The sequence below is a fragment of the Haematobacter missouriensis genome (assembly GCF_000740775.1).
Lineage (GTDB): Bacteria > Pseudomonadota > Alphaproteobacteria > Rhodobacterales > Rhodobacteraceae > Haematobacter > Haematobacter missouriensis.
Genome location: NZ_JFGS01000015.1, coordinates 20181 through 34165 on the forward strand (window position 1 = coordinate 20181; position 13985 = coordinate 34165).

Here is a 13985-nt window from a genome sequence, read left to right on the forward strand (position 1 = left end):
TGTGGAAAGCCCGCGTATCGTCTATCGGTCGCGCGGACGAATCTCGGAGGCGCAGATGACCATAGACCCGCAGAAGCGGAACGGTCTCACCTATGCTGAGGCAGGCGTGGATATCGCCGCTGGAAACGCGCTCGTCGAGCGGATCAAGCCGGCTGCGAAACGCACCAACAGGCCCGGCACAGTGGCGGGGCTGGGTGGGTTCGGCGCGTTGTTCGACCTGAAGGGCGCGGGCTACAGCGACCCCATTCTGGTCGCGGCGACGGATGGCGTGGGCACCAAGCTTCGCATCGCCATCGACACGGGCCGGGTGGACACGATCGGTATCGACCTCGTCGCAATGTGCGTGAACGATCTGGTCTGCCAAGGGGCTGAGCCGCTGTTCTTTCTCGACTATTTCGCGACAGGAAAGCTGGAGCTGGAAGCTGCGACCCGCATCATCGAAGGCATCGCCGAAGGCTGCGCCGCCTCCGGTTGCGCGCTGATCGGCGGTGAGACGGCGGAGATGCCGGGGATGTATCACGGCGGCGATTTCGATCTTGCGGGTTTCGCTGTGGGAGCGATGGAGCGGGGCGATGACCTGCCGCAGGGGGTGAGAGAGGGCGATGTCCTGCTCGGTCTCGCTTCTTCCGGTGTGCATTCGAACGGCTACTCGCTGGTCCGCCGTGTGGTGGAGATGTCAGGGCTGGGTTGGGATGCCCCGTCGCCGTTTGGCGAGGGGACACTCGGTGATGCCCTGCTGACCCCGACGCGTCTCTATGTGAAGCAGGTTCTTGCGGCGCGGAAGGCGGGCGGTCTTCATGCCGCCGCGCATATCACCGGCGGCGGCATCACCGAAAATCTGCCCCGCGTTCTGCCCGAAGGTCTGGGGGCGGAGATCGACCTTTCCGCCTGGGCATTGCCGCCGGTGTTCCGCTGGCTGTCGGACGTATCCGGCATGGAGCGGGAGGAGCTTCTGCGCACCTTCAACAGCGGCATCGGCATGATCCTCGCCGTGGACGCCGACCGGGCGGAGGCTTTGACCGCGCTGTTGGAGAGGGAAGGAGAGACGGTCTTCCATCTCGGCACGGTCACCGCGGGCGAGGGCGTGAGCTATCGGGGCGCGCTGGCGTGAAACGGGTCGTGATCCTCGTGTCTGGCGGGGGGTCCAATATGGTGGCTCTTGTCCGCAGCATGACGGGGGATCACCCGGCGCGGCCCGTGCTGGTCGCCTCCAACGATCCGGGAGCACAGGGACTGCTGCGTGCGGCGGAGCTCGGCGTGCCCACGGCTGCCGTGGATCACCGGCCTTTCAGGGGAGACCGGTCGGCATTCGAGGCGGAACTGCTCCGGCCTATTCTTGCGGCGGAGCCGGATATCCTCTGTCTGGCCGGTTTCATGCGGGTGCTGACACCCGACTTCGTGGCGCGGTTCGAGGGGCGGATGCTCAATATCCATCCCTCCCTCCTGCCGAAGTATCCCGGTCTGCACACCCATGCGCGCGCCATTGCGGCGGGAGATCAGGAAGCAGGTTGCACGGTGCATGAAGTGACGGCTGTGCTGGATAACGGCCCGATACTTGGTCAGGCGCGCGTTCCCGTTCTGCCCGGCGATACGCCGGAGGTGCTGGCGGGCCGTGTCCTGGGACAGGAGCACATTCTCTACCCGGCGGTGCTGCGGCGTTATGCGGGGGGCGACCGCTCTCCGATAATGCTGGCGGAGACGTCGGAAAGGCTCTGACCGCCGTCGCTCAAGCATAAATGTTTCCGGGACTTTTCTTTCCGCCGGCTTTTCCCTATGACGGGACAGTCAAATTTCCGCGATGGCAGAGTCCTTGCCCGAAACCACAGTAAAGACACTCACCACTTCCGAAGAGCTGGCCGCTTTCTGCGACCGGGCGAAGGGGCAACCCTATATCGCCATCGACACGGAATTCCTGCGCGAGCGAACGTATTATTCGAAGCTCTGCCTCGTGCAGCTGGCGCTACCCGGGAAGACCGGGGAGGCGGTGCTGGTAGACCCCATCGCGGGCGAAGTATCCATGGAGCCGCTTTACGATCTTTTCCGTGACGAGACTATCGTGAAGGTGTTTCACGCCGCGCGGCAGGATCTGGAGATATTCTTCGTTCAGGGCAATGTTCTGCCGAGACCGCTGTTCGATACGCAGGTCGCTGCGATGGTCTGTGGCTTTGGCGAGCAGGTCGCCTACGAGACTCTGGTGCGCAAGATCGCGCACGAGTCGCTTGATAAGACCTCCCGCTTCACCGACTGGTCGCGCCGCCCGCTGACGCCTGCGCAAAAGACTTATGCGATCGCGGATGTGACCCACCTCCGGGTTATCTATGAGGTGCTGGCGCGCCAGCTTGCCGATACTGGTCGGCAGAAATGGGTGGAGGAGGAAATCGCCGTTCTCCTCGATCCAGAAACCTATGTGGTGCGGCCGGAGGAGGCTTGGCAGCGGGTCAAGACCCGGACGAATTCGGGCCGTTTCCTTGCCGTCGTCCGCGAGCTTGCGCGATTCCGGGAGGAATATGCCCAGAGCCACAATGTTCCCAGATCGCGTGTTTACAAGGATGACGCGCTTCTGGAACTCGCCTCCACTAAACCGACGACTGCCGAAGAACTGGGCCGCTCCCGGCTGTTGCAGCGCGAAGCGCGGCGGGGCGAGGTGGCTGAGGGAATTCTGGCTTCGGTGCGTCAGGGGCTGGCGCGAAAGCCAGAAGACCTTCCTCATGTCGAGGAGAGTCGGGAGCAGCTCAACGTCAATCCAGCGCTGGCCGATCTGCTTCGGGTTCTGGTGAAGGCCAAGGCAGAAGATGCCGGCGTCGCGCAGAAGCTCATTGCGACCGCGACCGATCTCGATGCGATTGCGGCCGGGCGTCGCGATGTGCCAGCACTCAAGGGTTGGCGAAACGAAGTCTTCGGCGAAGACGCCCTTCGGCTATGCCGTGGGGAAGTCGCGCTGACGGCTCGCGGACAGAATGTCAGGGTCATTCCCTTGAAAGAATGACGTCTTGCGCAAGATTTTTTGCTAGGCGTCATCGTAATTTCATGGAACTGTGACTGATATACATCGGCCTGTCGCAGTTTGTTACTAAAATTGGCAAAAGTGAGCGATTCTGAGCCAAAAACGGCCAAATAAACGCTTGGAAATCCGTCACTTCAGAGAAAATACTCACGCTCGCGTGAGCCCCCCTTTGAAACCGCTTTCGGCGGCGATAGATGGCACGTCAACGGTCGGACATAAACCCGGTCGGACGCCGCCTCAGCGCGGTTCGAGGAGATGGAGTATATCTTATGAAAAAACTTGCTCTTGCAGCTCTGGTTAGCGCCGTCGCCGCCCCGGCGGCCTTCGCTGGCAACATTGTCGCCCCGGTTATCGAGCCGGCGCCGGCTCCCGTCACCTATGTGGCACCCATCGCTTCCCCGTGGACCGGCTTCTACGGCGGTGCTCAAGTTGGCTACGGCGATTTCTCGGCCGGTCGTGGCTGGGGTGACTCCGACGGCGCCATCTACGGTCTGCACGCCGGTTACAACTACGGCTTCAACAATGGCTGGGTCGTCGGTGGTGAACTCACCTATGACTTCTCCGACGTGAGCGGCACCAATGCCGACCGTAGCAGCATCGACCAAGGCGACAGCTATGCCGCCAAACTGAAAGTCGGCTACGCTCCCGCCAACTGGCTGTTCTACGGCACCGCCGGCTGGTCGCGCACCGAGTTCACGGTCGGTCGTGAAGACTACAAGGACAACGGCTGGGTTGCCGGTGTGGGCGCGGACTACCTCTACGACACCAACTGGGTCGTGGGCGTGGAAGCTCTCTACCACGACTACAGCGACTTCGACGGCAGCCGTGTAGACATCGACGGCTACACGCTGAAAGCGAAGCTGTCCTACAAGTTCTGATCCTTACGGATCGAACGGAAAAGGCGGGCCTTGTGCCCGCCTTTTTTATTTCTGGGTCACGCGGCGATACGCATGGCAAACGCCAGAAGCCGCCTGAGCGCCTCCTCGAAGGCCGGATCGGGAATCGTCATCGCGACCCGCAGATGCCCTGCTCCCGCCGCACCGAAGCTTTCTCCCGGCATGACGGCGATACGCTCCTCATCCAGAAGCCGCCCGGCAAAGTCGTTGCCTGAAAGGCCGGTCGCACGGATGTCCAGCATCAGATACATCGCGCCTGAGGAGGGGACGAGTCGCACCACGTTCTGACCTGCTATGAGGCGCGTGGCGATGTCTCTGCGTCTGCGGAACGGCTCCGCGATCCGCGATTCGAATTCCGGCCCAAGACGCAGCGCGTGGAGTGCGGCATCCTGCACGAAGGGGGCAACGCCATAGGTCGTGTTGGTGGCGAGCACTGCCAGCGCCTCGATCACCTCCGGCTCTGCCACCACCCAGCCCAGCCGGGAGCCGGTCATCGCATGGCTTTTTGACATCGAGCCGACCACCAGCACCCGCTCCCGAATCGCTGGAAGCGCGCGGGGCGAGATATGCTCGCCCTCCCAGATCTGGGTGTCATAGACCTCGTCCGAAATCAGCCACAGATCGGCATCCGTGACGGCATGGGCGATTCCTTCTAGCGTGGGCCGATCATAGACGACGCCGGTGGGGTTGTTCGGCGTGTTGATGAGCAGCGTCCTTGCGCCGTCCGCCCGTGCAAGGATGGCCTCCGCTGTCGGCTGGAAGGCGTCGCGGGAGCGGGTCGGGACTGCCACCGGAACGCCGCCTGCCGCCCTGATCGTGCCGGGGTAGGTGGCGTAGTAGGGATCGGCGTGCAACGCGCGATCCCCTTTGTCCAGAAGCGCCATATGCGCAGCAAAGAGCGCGGCCTGACCGCCGGGCGTGATGATGACGTTCTCCGGCCCCGTGGGGACGCCCGTCCGCGCGGCGACCCGCGCGGCCACCTCCGCCCGCAACTCGGGATTGCCCGGTCCGAAGGCATAGCCGGTGTTTCCGGCGCGCGTGCTTTGATGCATTGCCTCCAGAATCACCGGGTCGGTCTTGGTGTCATGCTCTCCTATCGTGAGCGACAGCACCCGCTCCCCGCGCGCGAGAAGCTCTCGCGTGCGGTAGTAGATCTCCCAGCCGTCGGAACCGGCGGCGGTGATCGCCTCAATCCTTGGGGAAATCCTCATGGTCAGCGGCTGACAAGCACCGAGCACTGTGCATGGCGCACGACGCGTGCCGCGGTCGAGCCGATGAAGTAAGTGCTGAAACCCGGCTTGTGGGATGCGATCATGATGAGGTCGGAGCCATGTTCCTCCGCTGCGGCCATGATCTCTGCCGCCGCGCCGCCCACGCGGATCTCCGGCACGACGCCTTCATAGCCCGCGAGCAGGTCGTGCATGTCCTTCTCGGCGCGGCCGCTCTGGTTCATGAACAGGTCGGGCGGGATTTCGGCCGTGACATAGGCGGGTATTGGCTCGACCACGTTTACCGCACGGATGGTGCCGCCGGGTTCCAGAAGCTGCTTCGCCCGGTCCAGCAGCGCCTTTGCGGCATCTCCGTGATCGAGGGCAATGGCGACGAGAATGGATTTGTACATGTCTTCCTCCAACAGGATGAAGGCGATGCTAACAGCGCCCCGGCGGACCCGCTAGCGGAAGCTCATGCTTGCGGAGGGGGCTGCCAGTGATTAGCTTGGACGCAACACGTTACCCGGAGGGCGTAAAATGACGCCCATGCGTCCACAGGCTGCGGGCGCGATCCCTGTAGAGGTCGAACCGACCGCCGCCAAGACCCCCGAGACGGGCGAGCTTTATGCCGCGCTCGACCTTGGAACCAACAGCTGTCGGATGCTGGTGGCCGAACCGCGCGGCAACCAGTTCCATGTCATCGACAGCTTTTCGAAAGCGGTTCAGCTGGGCATGGGGCTTGAAGCCTCCGGCCGGTTGTCGCGTGCCTCAATGGCGCGTACCGTTCAGGCGATGCGCATCTGTCAGCGCAAGCTGGAGACACACCGCGTCCGCAAGATGCGACTGGTTGCGACGGAGGCCTGCCGGCGTGCCCGCAACGGGCGGGAGCTTCTGCGACAGATCCGGGCGGAAACGGGTCTAAGCCTAGAAATCATCCCGCCGGAGGAGGAGGCGCGGCTTGCCGTCATCTCCTGCGCGCCGCTCGTGTCCCACCGGACGGAGCAGTTGCTGGTCGTGGATATCGGCGGCGGCTCGACGGAGCTTGTCTGGATCGACCTGTCGCAGGTGCCGCGAGCCGACAGGCCAGCCGCCATCATGCGGCTTCACCGGGGGTTCAATGCTCCACAGCGCGGACCGGCTGCCAAGGTGGTGGACTGGATTTCCGTGCCGCTCGGTGTGGCGACGCTCCGCGACCAGTTCGAGGATGTGGAAGACGATGCCGCCCGCTTCGCGTTGATGAGCTGGCATTTTGAGGAGAACCTGGCGAGCTTTTCTCCCTATAATGCAGAAAATCCGCGCGCGGGGTTCCAGATTATCGGCACGTCCGGCACGGTCACGACGGTTGCCGCGTCTTTCTTGGGGCTGCGACGGTATGACAGGAACAAGGTCGATGGGTTGAGGATGACCTCCGCCCAGATCGATTCGGTCATTCGCAATTACCTGACGCTCGGCCCCGAGGGGCGGCGGGCGGATCCGCGCATCGGTCGCGACCGCCACGCGCTCATCATGTCCGGTTCCGCCATCCTGCAGGCGCTGATGCGCGTCTGGCCGACAGACAGGCTGTCTGTCGCGGATCGCGGTCTTAGGGAAGGGTTGCTCTATGCCCAGATGTCGGCCGATGGCGTGCTGACGGACGGTTTCTGACGAGGAAGAATATGACGACGGAAAAGGGAACATCCGGCCGTGGCCAGCGCGAGCTTCGCGTTCGCGTCAAGACCGCCAAGGGGCGCAAGCTCTCCTCCACCCGCTGGCTGGAGCGGCAGTTGAACGACCCTTATGTGCAGCGGGCCCGGCGGGAAGGCTATCGCGGGCGTGCGGCGTTCAAGATACTGGAGCTGGACGACAAGTTCCACTTCCTCGTGCCCGGTGCGCGCGTGGTGGACCTCGGCTGTGCGCCGGGCGGGTGGAGCCAAGTGGCGGTTGCGCGGGTGAACGCGCTCGGGGATCGCGGGGGAAAGAAGCAGGGCACCGTTCTCGGCGTCGATCTGCAGGAGGTGGAGCCCATTGCCGGGGCGGAGCTGCACCAGCTTGATTTCCTTTCCGATGGGGCGGACGACGCGGTGAGGGGTTGGCTTGGGGGCAAGGCGGATGTGGTCATGTCTGACATGGCGGCTGCCTCATCCGGGCACAAGCAGACCGATCACCTCCGCATCATGGCGCTGTGCGAAGCCGCAGCCTATTTCGCCTTCGACGTGCTGGAGGAGGGCGGCACTTTCGTTGCCAAGGTCCTTGCCGGCGGGGCGGAAGCGGAACTGCAGCAGTTGCTGAAGCAGAACTTCCGCAAGGTCGCCCATGTGAAGCCTCCGGCCAGCCGCTCCGACAGTTCCGAGAAATTTGTCGTGGCCACGGGTTTTCGCGGCGCGTCGCGACGCTCGGAGGATCTCGGCGAAGCGGGCATTGGAGAGGCGGAGAGGGACGCGGCGGGGGAAGAATAACCCCGATCGGGGCGAGCGCTTCCCGTTCACGTTTCGGTTGACGACAAGTTTATTGCTACATGGTCCCGACTGAGCCATCCTTCCTTGTGGAGACAGGACAGAGGGGAGGCTGGAATGTTCTCGCAATTCGAGAGGGGACATGTGGAGAACGTGATGGCGGTCGCCGCATCGGGCGATGCCGCCCGGTCTCCGGTCGCGGCGTCCTGGCGCCGCTCCCTCGTTCATCACAAGCTGGACCCGGCGGAAAGTCATGCGGTGGGTCGTCTGGAAAACGCAGCGCTCCGTCATCGGAGGGAGCGTGTCGGCCCGCTTCTGCGGATCGCCGCACCGGTGCTGGACCGTCTGGCGGGGGCCGCTCTCGATGCGGGTTGCGCGGTGTTGTTGACCGATGGCGACGGGCTGGTGATCGATGATCGTACCCGCAGTTCGGATCAGGCATGGTTCTCCGGCGCGGGTCTGGTGGCGGGCGCCAACTGGAGCGAGTCGGAGGAGGGGACGAACGGGATCGGTACCTGCCTTGCAGAACGGCGCCCCGTCATCATCCATCGCGGTCAGCATTTCCGTGCTACCCATACGCAGCTCTCCTGCATGGGTGCGCCCGTCTTCGGCCCGGAAGGGCAACTTACCGCCGTGATCGACGTTTCCTCTGTCCGGGGGGACCTGACGGAGGGCCATGCGCGGCTCGTTTCTCTGGCCGTCATCGATGCCGCGCGGCGGATAGAGCGCGAGCTGTTTCGGGCAGCCTTCGCCACTGCCCGGATCCTGACGCTGGAGGGGCGTGACACCACCGGCCCGGTCCTGTTCGCGGTCGACCGGGATGACCTGATTCTGGGCGCGACGCGCGCGGCGCGGCGGAGCTTTGGCCTGACGGAGGATGACATCCTTGCCCGGCGCCCCGCCAGCGACATTCTGGGGGAGGACAGCCCCGGCGGGCTGGACGAGGCCGCACGGTCGGAGATGTTGCGGGCATTGCACCGCGCAGGGGGCAATGTATCTGCCGCCGCGCGGGAACTGGGCATCGGACGCGCGACCTTCTATCGCAAGATGAAGCAATTCGGCGTGCAGGTTTCCTGAGGACTTCGCCGCGCAACTGTATCGCGGGTGAGACACTTGCAGGCGCAGCATGTCCCGGCGGGGGCTTCATAGCGCATCCGAATGTCTAAACTCTCCTTCAGACGGCCCGAGGAGGGGCCGACGAAAAGGAGGAAATCATGGCAGACACCCAGACCCATTCGGAGCAGCATCACAAGTCTCCGTTCAAGAAGCGCTATGAGAATTATATCGGTGGCGAGTGGGTCGCGCCGAAGTCGGGCCGCTACATGGAGAACATCTCGCCGATGACCGGCAAGGTTGTCTGCGAGGTTGCCCGGTCGGACGGCAAGGATATCGAAGCGGCCCTCGATGCCGCGCACAAGGCGAAGGATGCGTGGGGCCGGACCTCTCCCACCGAACGGTCCAATATCCTGCTGAAGATCGCCGAGCGGATCGAGCAGAACCTTGAGACCATCGCCACAGCCGAGACCTGGGACAACGGCAAGCCGCTGCGTGAGACGATGGCCGCAGACATTCCGCTGACGGCGGATCACTTCCGCTACTTCGCGGGCTGCATCCGGGCGCAGGAAGGCACGATCTCCCAGATCGACAATGACACCGTCGCCTACCACTTCCACGAGCCGCTGGGCGTTGTCGGCCAGATCATCCCGTGGAACTTCCCGATCTTGATGGGTGCATGGAAACTTGCCCCGGCGCTGGCCGCCGGAAACTGCGTGGTGCTGAAGCCGGCAGAGCAGACACCCGCCTCCATCATGGTGCTGTTCGAGATCATCGGCGATCTGCTGCCTCCGGGCGTGGTCAACATCGTCAACGGGCTGGGGACGGAGGCGGGCAAGCCGCTCGCGGAAAACCCGCGCATCGCCAAGATCGCCTTCACCGGCTCCACCGAGGTCGGTAAGCTCATCATGGGCTATGCCGCGCAGAACGTGACCAACATCACGCTGGAACTGGGGGGCAAGTCGCCCAACATCTTCTTTGCCGACGTGATGGACGAGGACGACGGTTTTCTTGACAAGGCGCTGGAGGGCTTTGCCTTCTTCGCGCTGAACCAGGGGGAAGTCTGCACCTGTCCGTCCCGCGCTCTGGTGCACGAGTCCATCTACGACCGCTTCATGGAGAAGGCGCTGAAGCGTGTTCAGGCGATCACGCAGGACGACCCGCTGAACCCCTCCACCATGATCGGGGCGCAGGCTTCGGCCGAGCAGTACGAAAAGATCATGGGCTATCTCGACATCGGCAAGCGCGAGGGCGCGAAGGTGCTGACGGGCGGCGAAGCGGCCAAGCTCGGCGGTGATCTGTCCAGCGGCTACTACATCCAGCCGACGGTCTTTGAGGGCAACAACAAGATGCGGGTCTTCCAAGAGGAGATCTTCGGCCCCGTCGTGTCCGTCACCACGTTCAAGACTGCGGATGAGGCGATCGAGATCGCAAACGACACGGTCTATGGTCTGGGTGCGGGCGTATGGAGCCGCGACGGGAACACCGCCTATCGCATGGGGCGCGCGATCCAGGCGGGCCGGGTGTGGACGAACTGCTACCACGTATACCCGGCGGGCGCGGCCTTTGGCGGCTACAAGCAGTCCGGCATCGGGCGCGAAACGCACAAGATGATGCTCGACCATTATCAGGAGACCAAGAACATGCTGGTGAGCTACAGCGCCAGCAAGCTCGGTTTCTTCTGATCCCCTTCGGGCTTCCGGCGTGGCCGGGAGCCTGTTCCTCCAGTCAGAGCGGACCAGCTTGGTCCGCTGCCTGAGGAGGGTTCCGGTCCGGGTGCCTTCCCCTCCACACCTTGACCGGCGCTGCGGACGGGCCGCCTTCCATGTGCGCCCGTCCGCCCCCGGTTTCCCAAACTGAGACGCCTCCGTGTCCCCCACGGCGTGGAGGTTTTTACTGCCAAAGGAGATATCATGCAGAAGACCATGAAAGCCGCCGTCGTGCGGGAGTTCGGCAAGCCGCTTGTCATCGAGGAAGCGAAGGTGCCGGAGGTCGCGCCGGGCACGGTTCTGGTGAAGATAGAGGCTTGTGGCGTCTGCCATACCGATCTTCACGCCGCGCATGGCGACTGGCCGGTAAAACCCAAGCCGCCATTCATCCCGGGGCACGAGGGCGTCGGCTACGTGGTCGGGGTCGGCAAGGGCGTGACGGCCGTGAAGGAGGGGGACCGGGTTGGCGTGCCGTGGCTCTACACGGCCTGCGGCCATTGCGAGCATTGTCTGGGCGGCTGGGAGACGCTGTGCGAGTTGCAGCAGAACACCGGTTATTCGGTGAACGGCGGTTTTGCGGAATATGTGCTGGCCGATCCGAACTATCTTGGCCATCTGCCGAAGGAGGTGGGCTTCGTGGATATCGCGCCTGTGCTCTGCGCGGGGGTGACGGTCTACAAGGGCCTGAAGATGACCGACACGCGCCCGGGCGAATGGGTGGTGATTTCCGGCATCGGCGGGCTGGGCCACATGGCCGTACAATATGCCAAGGCGATGGGGCTGCATGTCGCCGCGGTCGATATCGACGACTCCAAGCTGAAACTCGCCCGCGAATTGGGGGCAGAAGTAACGGTCAACGCAAAGACCACCGATCCCGTGGCCGCCATCAAGAAGGAAATCGGCGGGGCACATGGCGTTCTTGTGACAGCCGTGTCGCCGAAGGCGTTCGAGCAGGCACTGAAATTCGCGCGGCGTGGCGGCACCATCGCGCTGAACGGCCTGCCGCCGGGTGATTTCCCGCTGCCGATCTTCGATATGGTGCTGGAGGGCATCACCGTGCGCGGCTCCATCGTGGGAACCCGGCTGGATCTTGCGGAATCTCTGGATTTCGCAGGCCGCGGGCTTGTGCACGCCCATACTTCCACTGCGAAGCTGGAGGAGGTGAACGACGTCTTTTCCCGGATGGAAAAGGGGCAGATCGAGGGGCGTGTGGTGCTCGACTTCGCGTGAGGAGGGGGGGCCGGAAGGCCCCCTCACTTATTCGGCTTGGCCTTCAGGTGAGCCAGTCCATCAGCGCCAGAAGAACGCCGGACATCACGAAGACGAGGTGGATGACGACCATCCAGCGGATCTGCTCGGGTGAGGTTGAGGTGACATCCATGAACACTTTGAGCAGCCCGAGATCGCCACGATGGAGGCTATGAGCTTCGGCTTGAGGCCCGAGAGATCAACCGTCCCTGCCGTTCGTGACGGTCCTCATGACCATCCATGTTCATCTTGGAGACAAAGTTCCCGTAGCCCGAGAAGATCACGATCAGGACCAGGTTCCCGGGCAGCGTCAGGTCGGTCAGCACCAGAGTCCCAAGGATCACGTCATACTGAGTGATCCGGCCGATGAGTTCTTCAGAAATCCCCACAGAAGCAGCAGCAGGGCACCGACCAGACCGATATACATCGGCACCATCAGCCAGCGGCTGGCGAACAGACCGCGTCGATAAGCTCTTCCATACCTCACAGGCCTTCGGTTTGGGACCGGCTCCTGTCCGATGCCCGAGCCGCCCCGTCGCCGTCAGGAATTCCGAAGGTTCAGGGGATGATGCGAGTGTATTTCGTGCCTGCGAGGGTCGCGCCGACCAGCAGCCCAGCCTGTCCGAAGACCAGCGCGATGACCGGCGCCAGCGCCGTCGTCGTGTCGAGGCCGAGGTTGCCGCCCTGATCGAAAACCGCGTATTTGAGGTCCGCGCCAGCAGCCCAGCCCTCTCCGGCGCGGAACTGGCCGAGCGACTGCTCCGTCATGAAAAACAGGGCGTGGGCATATTGCTGTGCGCCGATCTGCAGTCCGGCCGACACCTTGGTGGCGGAGTAATAGTCCACCGTCACGTCGTTGATGCGAAGCGCGCCCTGACCATAAGCGCCGCCGAAGCCGAAGCCCGCCTCCGTCATCAGCGGGATGTAGAGCACACCCTGCGCCTTGGCGGCAAGATCGACCGTGCCGGGATAGCGGCTGAATAGGAAGTCGCGCGTCGCATCCACGCGAGCGTCGATGCGTTGGGCATTGGCCGTGCCCACCCCGTTCCCGCAGGCTGCCGTTAGACCAAGCGCCGCGCCGCCCGTTGCGATGAAGAAGCCCCTGCGGGAAATCTGGACCATCTGCTGCCCTTTTAGAGAACCGTTGACCGGCGTTGCTTGTGTCGGCCCGTCGCAAATGCGGCGCTCCGGTTGGGCCGGGAGGCTATCCTGCGAGACAGGTCTTGTCACCCCTGCTGCCGTATGGGCTGGGGTCAGGAGGAATCAAATCCCCGTCAGGGCAGGACCGCCGATTGCGTTCATTCCCCCGTCAGAAGCTCGGCGCGAGCAGGCGCGCGACCCGCGGGGCGAAGTAGGTCAATATGCCGTGGCAGCCCGCGCGCTTGAAGGCCATCAGGCTCTCCACCACCACCTTGTCGCCGTCCAGCCAGCCGTTGCGGATCGCGCCCTCCAGCATCGCGTATTCCCCCGACACCTGATAGGCGAAGGTCGGTACGCCGAAACGGTCGCGGACGCGGCGGCAGATGTCCAGGTAGGGCATACCCGGCTTCACCATCACCATGTCCGCGCCCTCTGCCAGGTCCCGTTCGACAAGGCGGAGCGCCTCCTCCGCATTGGCGGGGTTCATCTGGTAGGTCTTCTTGTCGCCCACCAGCTGCCCCGAAGCCCCAACCGCATCACGGAACGGGCCGTAGAAGGCCGAGGCGTATTTCGCGGAATAGGACAGAATCGCCACGTCCTGATGGCCTGCGGCCTCCAGCGCCGCCCGCATCGCCCCGATCCGGCCATCCATCATGTCGGACGGGCCGAGGATATCCGCCCCGGCATCCGCCTGCGCCAGCGCCATCTTCACCAGCGCTTCGATCGTCTCGTCGTTGACGATGACACCGTCCTTTACAAAGCCGTCGTGCCCGTTGGCATTGTAGGGGTCGAGCGCGATATCCGTCATGATGGCGATTTCCGGCACCTCCGCCTTGATCGCCCGGATCGCGCGGTTGACGAGGTTCTCGTCGCTCCACGCTTCCTCGCAGGTTTCGGTGCGGCGATCGGCATCGGTGTGGGGAAAGAGGCACAGTGCCGGAATGCCAAGCGTTGCCGCCTCTTCCGCCGCCCGCACGGCGCGGTCGATGGAGAGCCGCGCCACCCCCGGCATGGAGGCGATGGGTTCCGCTACATCGTAGCCGTCGCGCAGAAAGATCGGCCAGATCAGGTCGCCGACCACCAGCGTGTTTTCCTGCGCCAGGGACCGGATCTGTGCGGAGCGGCGAAGCCGGCGCAGGCGCGTGGCGGGATAGGCGGCGAGGGTGGCTGGCATGACGGCTCTCCTTCTGACTGGGCCTTGCCTGCCACGGAGAACCGTCCATCTCAAGGGTAGGATTCGCGGCAACGCAGCGATACGGTGCTGCAACAGGCGAGAGGCGAGACCAAACGAC

14 protein-coding genes are annotated in these 13985 nt (G+C 63.9%); 9 read left to right on the forward strand and 5 right to left on the reverse strand.

The annotated features are described in order from the left end of the window. The first annotated feature begins 55 nt into the window (after positions 1–55). The 4 genes from purM (at position 56) to CG51_RS10375 (ending at position 3882) form a co-directional block, all read left to right on the forward strand. Positions 56–1111: a phosphoribosylformylglycinamidine cyclo-ligase gene (purM, locus tag CG51_RS10360; protein ID WP_035744672.1), complete on the forward strand. Its 1056-nt coding sequence runs from the start codon at positions 56–58 to the stop codon at positions 1109–1111. Beyond that, entirely contained in the window at positions 1108–1716 is a 609-nt protein-coding gene (gene purN / locus CG51_RS10365; RefSeq protein WP_035744673.1) for a phosphoribosylglycinamide formyltransferase, read from the forward strand. Before purM ends, purN begins: the two co-directional genes overlap by 4 nt. Before the next feature lie 82 nt (positions 1717–1798). Beyond that, complete coding sequence (gene rnd / locus CG51_RS10370) at positions 1799–2986, forward strand: ribonuclease D (protein ID WP_035744674.1); 1188 nt, start codon at positions 1799–1801, stop codon at positions 2984–2986. 287 nt (positions 2987–3273) lie between these two features. Further along, positions 3274–3882 carry an outer membrane protein gene (locus CG51_RS10375; RefSeq protein ID WP_035744675.1) on the forward strand — a complete coding sequence of 203 codons (609 nt, stop codon included), beginning with the start codon at positions 3274–3276 and terminating at the stop codon, positions 3880–3882. A gap of 56 nt (positions 3883–3938) precedes the next feature. On the opposite strand, the gene CG51_RS10380 is transcribed toward CG51_RS10375, so the two are convergent. After that, entirely contained in the window at positions 3939–5111 is a 1173-nt protein-coding gene (locus CG51_RS10380) for a pyridoxal phosphate-dependent aminotransferase (RefSeq protein ID WP_035744678.1), read from the reverse strand. Between the two features lie 2 nt (positions 5112–5113). Then, the gene (locus tag CG51_RS10385) at positions 5114–5521 is read right to left on the reverse strand and encodes a universal stress protein (protein ID WP_035744680.1); all 408 of its coding nucleotides are present in this window, start codon (positions 5519–5521) and stop codon (positions 5114–5116) included. Between the two features lie 127 nt (positions 5522–5648). Between CG51_RS10385 and CG51_RS10390 the strand changes: the two genes are divergently transcribed. The 5 genes from CG51_RS10390 (at position 5649) to adhP (ending at position 11535) form a co-directional block, all read left to right on the forward strand. Beyond that, positions 5649–6755 (forward strand): Ppx/GppA phosphatase family protein, encoded by a 1107-nt coding sequence (locus CG51_RS10390; protein WP_035707995.1) that lies wholly within the window; start codon positions 5649–5651, stop codon positions 6753–6755. An 11-nt stretch (positions 6756–6766) separates the two neighbouring features. Beyond that, complete coding sequence (locus tag CG51_RS10395; protein WP_035744686.1) at positions 6767–7546, forward strand: RlmE family RNA methyltransferase; 780 nt, start codon at positions 6767–6769, stop codon at positions 7544–7546. A 114-nt stretch (positions 7547–7660) separates the two neighbouring features. After that, complete coding sequence (locus tag CG51_RS10400; RefSeq protein WP_035744689.1) at positions 7661–8620, forward strand: GAF domain-containing protein; 960 nt, start codon at positions 7661–7663, stop codon at positions 8618–8620. 137 nt (positions 8621–8757) lie between these two features. Next, on the forward strand, positions 8758–10281 hold the full coding sequence (gene adh, locus CG51_RS10405) for an aldehyde dehydrogenase (RefSeq protein WP_035744692.1): 1524 nt from the start codon (positions 8758–8760) through the stop codon (positions 10279–10281). Between the two features lie 228 nt (positions 10282–10509). Continuing rightward, the gene (gene adhP / locus CG51_RS10410; protein WP_035744695.1) at positions 10510–11535 is read left to right on the forward strand and encodes an alcohol dehydrogenase AdhP; all 1026 of its coding nucleotides are present in this window, start codon (positions 10510–10512) and stop codon (positions 11533–11535) included. 188 nt (positions 11536–11723) lie between these two features. Here the strand turns inward: adhP and CG51_RS20730 are convergent, their stop codons facing one another. The 3 genes from CG51_RS20730 to hemB form a co-directional block, all read right to left on the reverse strand. Next, positions 11724–11897 (reverse strand): YqhA family protein, encoded by a 174-nt coding sequence (locus tag CG51_RS20730; RefSeq protein WP_244901155.1) that lies wholly within the window; start codon positions 11895–11897, stop codon positions 11724–11726. Positions 11898–12111: 214 nt separating this feature from the next. Further along, positions 12112–12675 (reverse strand): lipid-binding SYLF domain-containing protein, encoded by a 564-nt coding sequence (locus CG51_RS10420; RefSeq protein ID WP_035744697.1) that lies wholly within the window; start codon positions 12673–12675, stop codon positions 12112–12114. A 187-nt stretch (positions 12676–12862) separates the two neighbouring features. Then, positions 12863–13867, reverse strand: a complete 1005-nt coding sequence (gene hemB / locus CG51_RS10425; protein WP_035744698.1) for a porphobilinogen synthase — start codon at positions 13865–13867, stop codon at positions 12863–12865. Between the last annotated feature and the right edge of the window lie 118 nt (positions 13868–13985).

Bases quoted from the DNA above. Each gene is read 5' to 3' on its own strand.
- purM (WP_035744672.1), top strand. From the start codon at position 56: ATGACCATAGACCCGCAGAAGCGGAACGGTCTCACCTATGCTGAGGCA.
- rnd (WP_035744674.1), top strand. From the start codon at position 1,799: ATGGCAGAGTCCTTGCCCGAAACCACAGTAAAGACACTCACCACTTCC.
- CG51_RS10375 (WP_035744675.1), top strand. From the start codon at position 3,274: ATGAAAAAACTTGCTCTTGCAGCTCTGGTTAGCGCCGTCGCCGCCCCG.
- CG51_RS10380 (WP_035744678.1), bottom strand. From the start codon at position 5,111: ATGAGGATTTCCCCAAGGATTGAGGCGATCACCGCCGCCGGTTCCGAC.
- CG51_RS10385 (WP_035744680.1), bottom strand. From the start codon at position 5,521: ATGTACAAATCCATTCTCGTCGCCATTGCCCTCGATCACGGAGATGCC.
- CG51_RS10390 (WP_035707995.1), top strand. From the start codon at position 5,649: ATGACGCCCATGCGTCCACAGGCTGCGGGCGCGATCCCTGTAGAGGTC.
- CG51_RS10395 (WP_035744686.1), top strand. From the start codon at position 6,767: ATGACGACGGAAAAGGGAACATCCGGCCGTGGCCAGCGCGAGCTTCGC.
- CG51_RS10400 (WP_035744689.1), top strand. From the start codon at position 7,661: ATGTTCTCGCAATTCGAGAGGGGACATGTGGAGAACGTGATGGCGGTC.
- adh (WP_035744692.1), top strand. From the start codon at position 8,758: ATGGCAGACACCCAGACCCATTCGGAGCAGCATCACAAGTCTCCGTTC.
- adhP (WP_035744695.1), top strand. From the start codon at position 10,510: ATGCAGAAGACCATGAAAGCCGCCGTCGTGCGGGAGTTCGGCAAGCCG.
- CG51_RS10420 (WP_035744697.1), bottom strand. From the start codon at position 12,675: ATGGTCCAGATTTCCCGCAGGGGCTTCTTCATCGCAACGGGCGGCGCG.
- hemB (WP_035744698.1), bottom strand. From the start codon at position 13,867: ATGCCAGCCACCCTCGCCGCCTATCCCGCCACGCGCCTGCGCCGGCTT.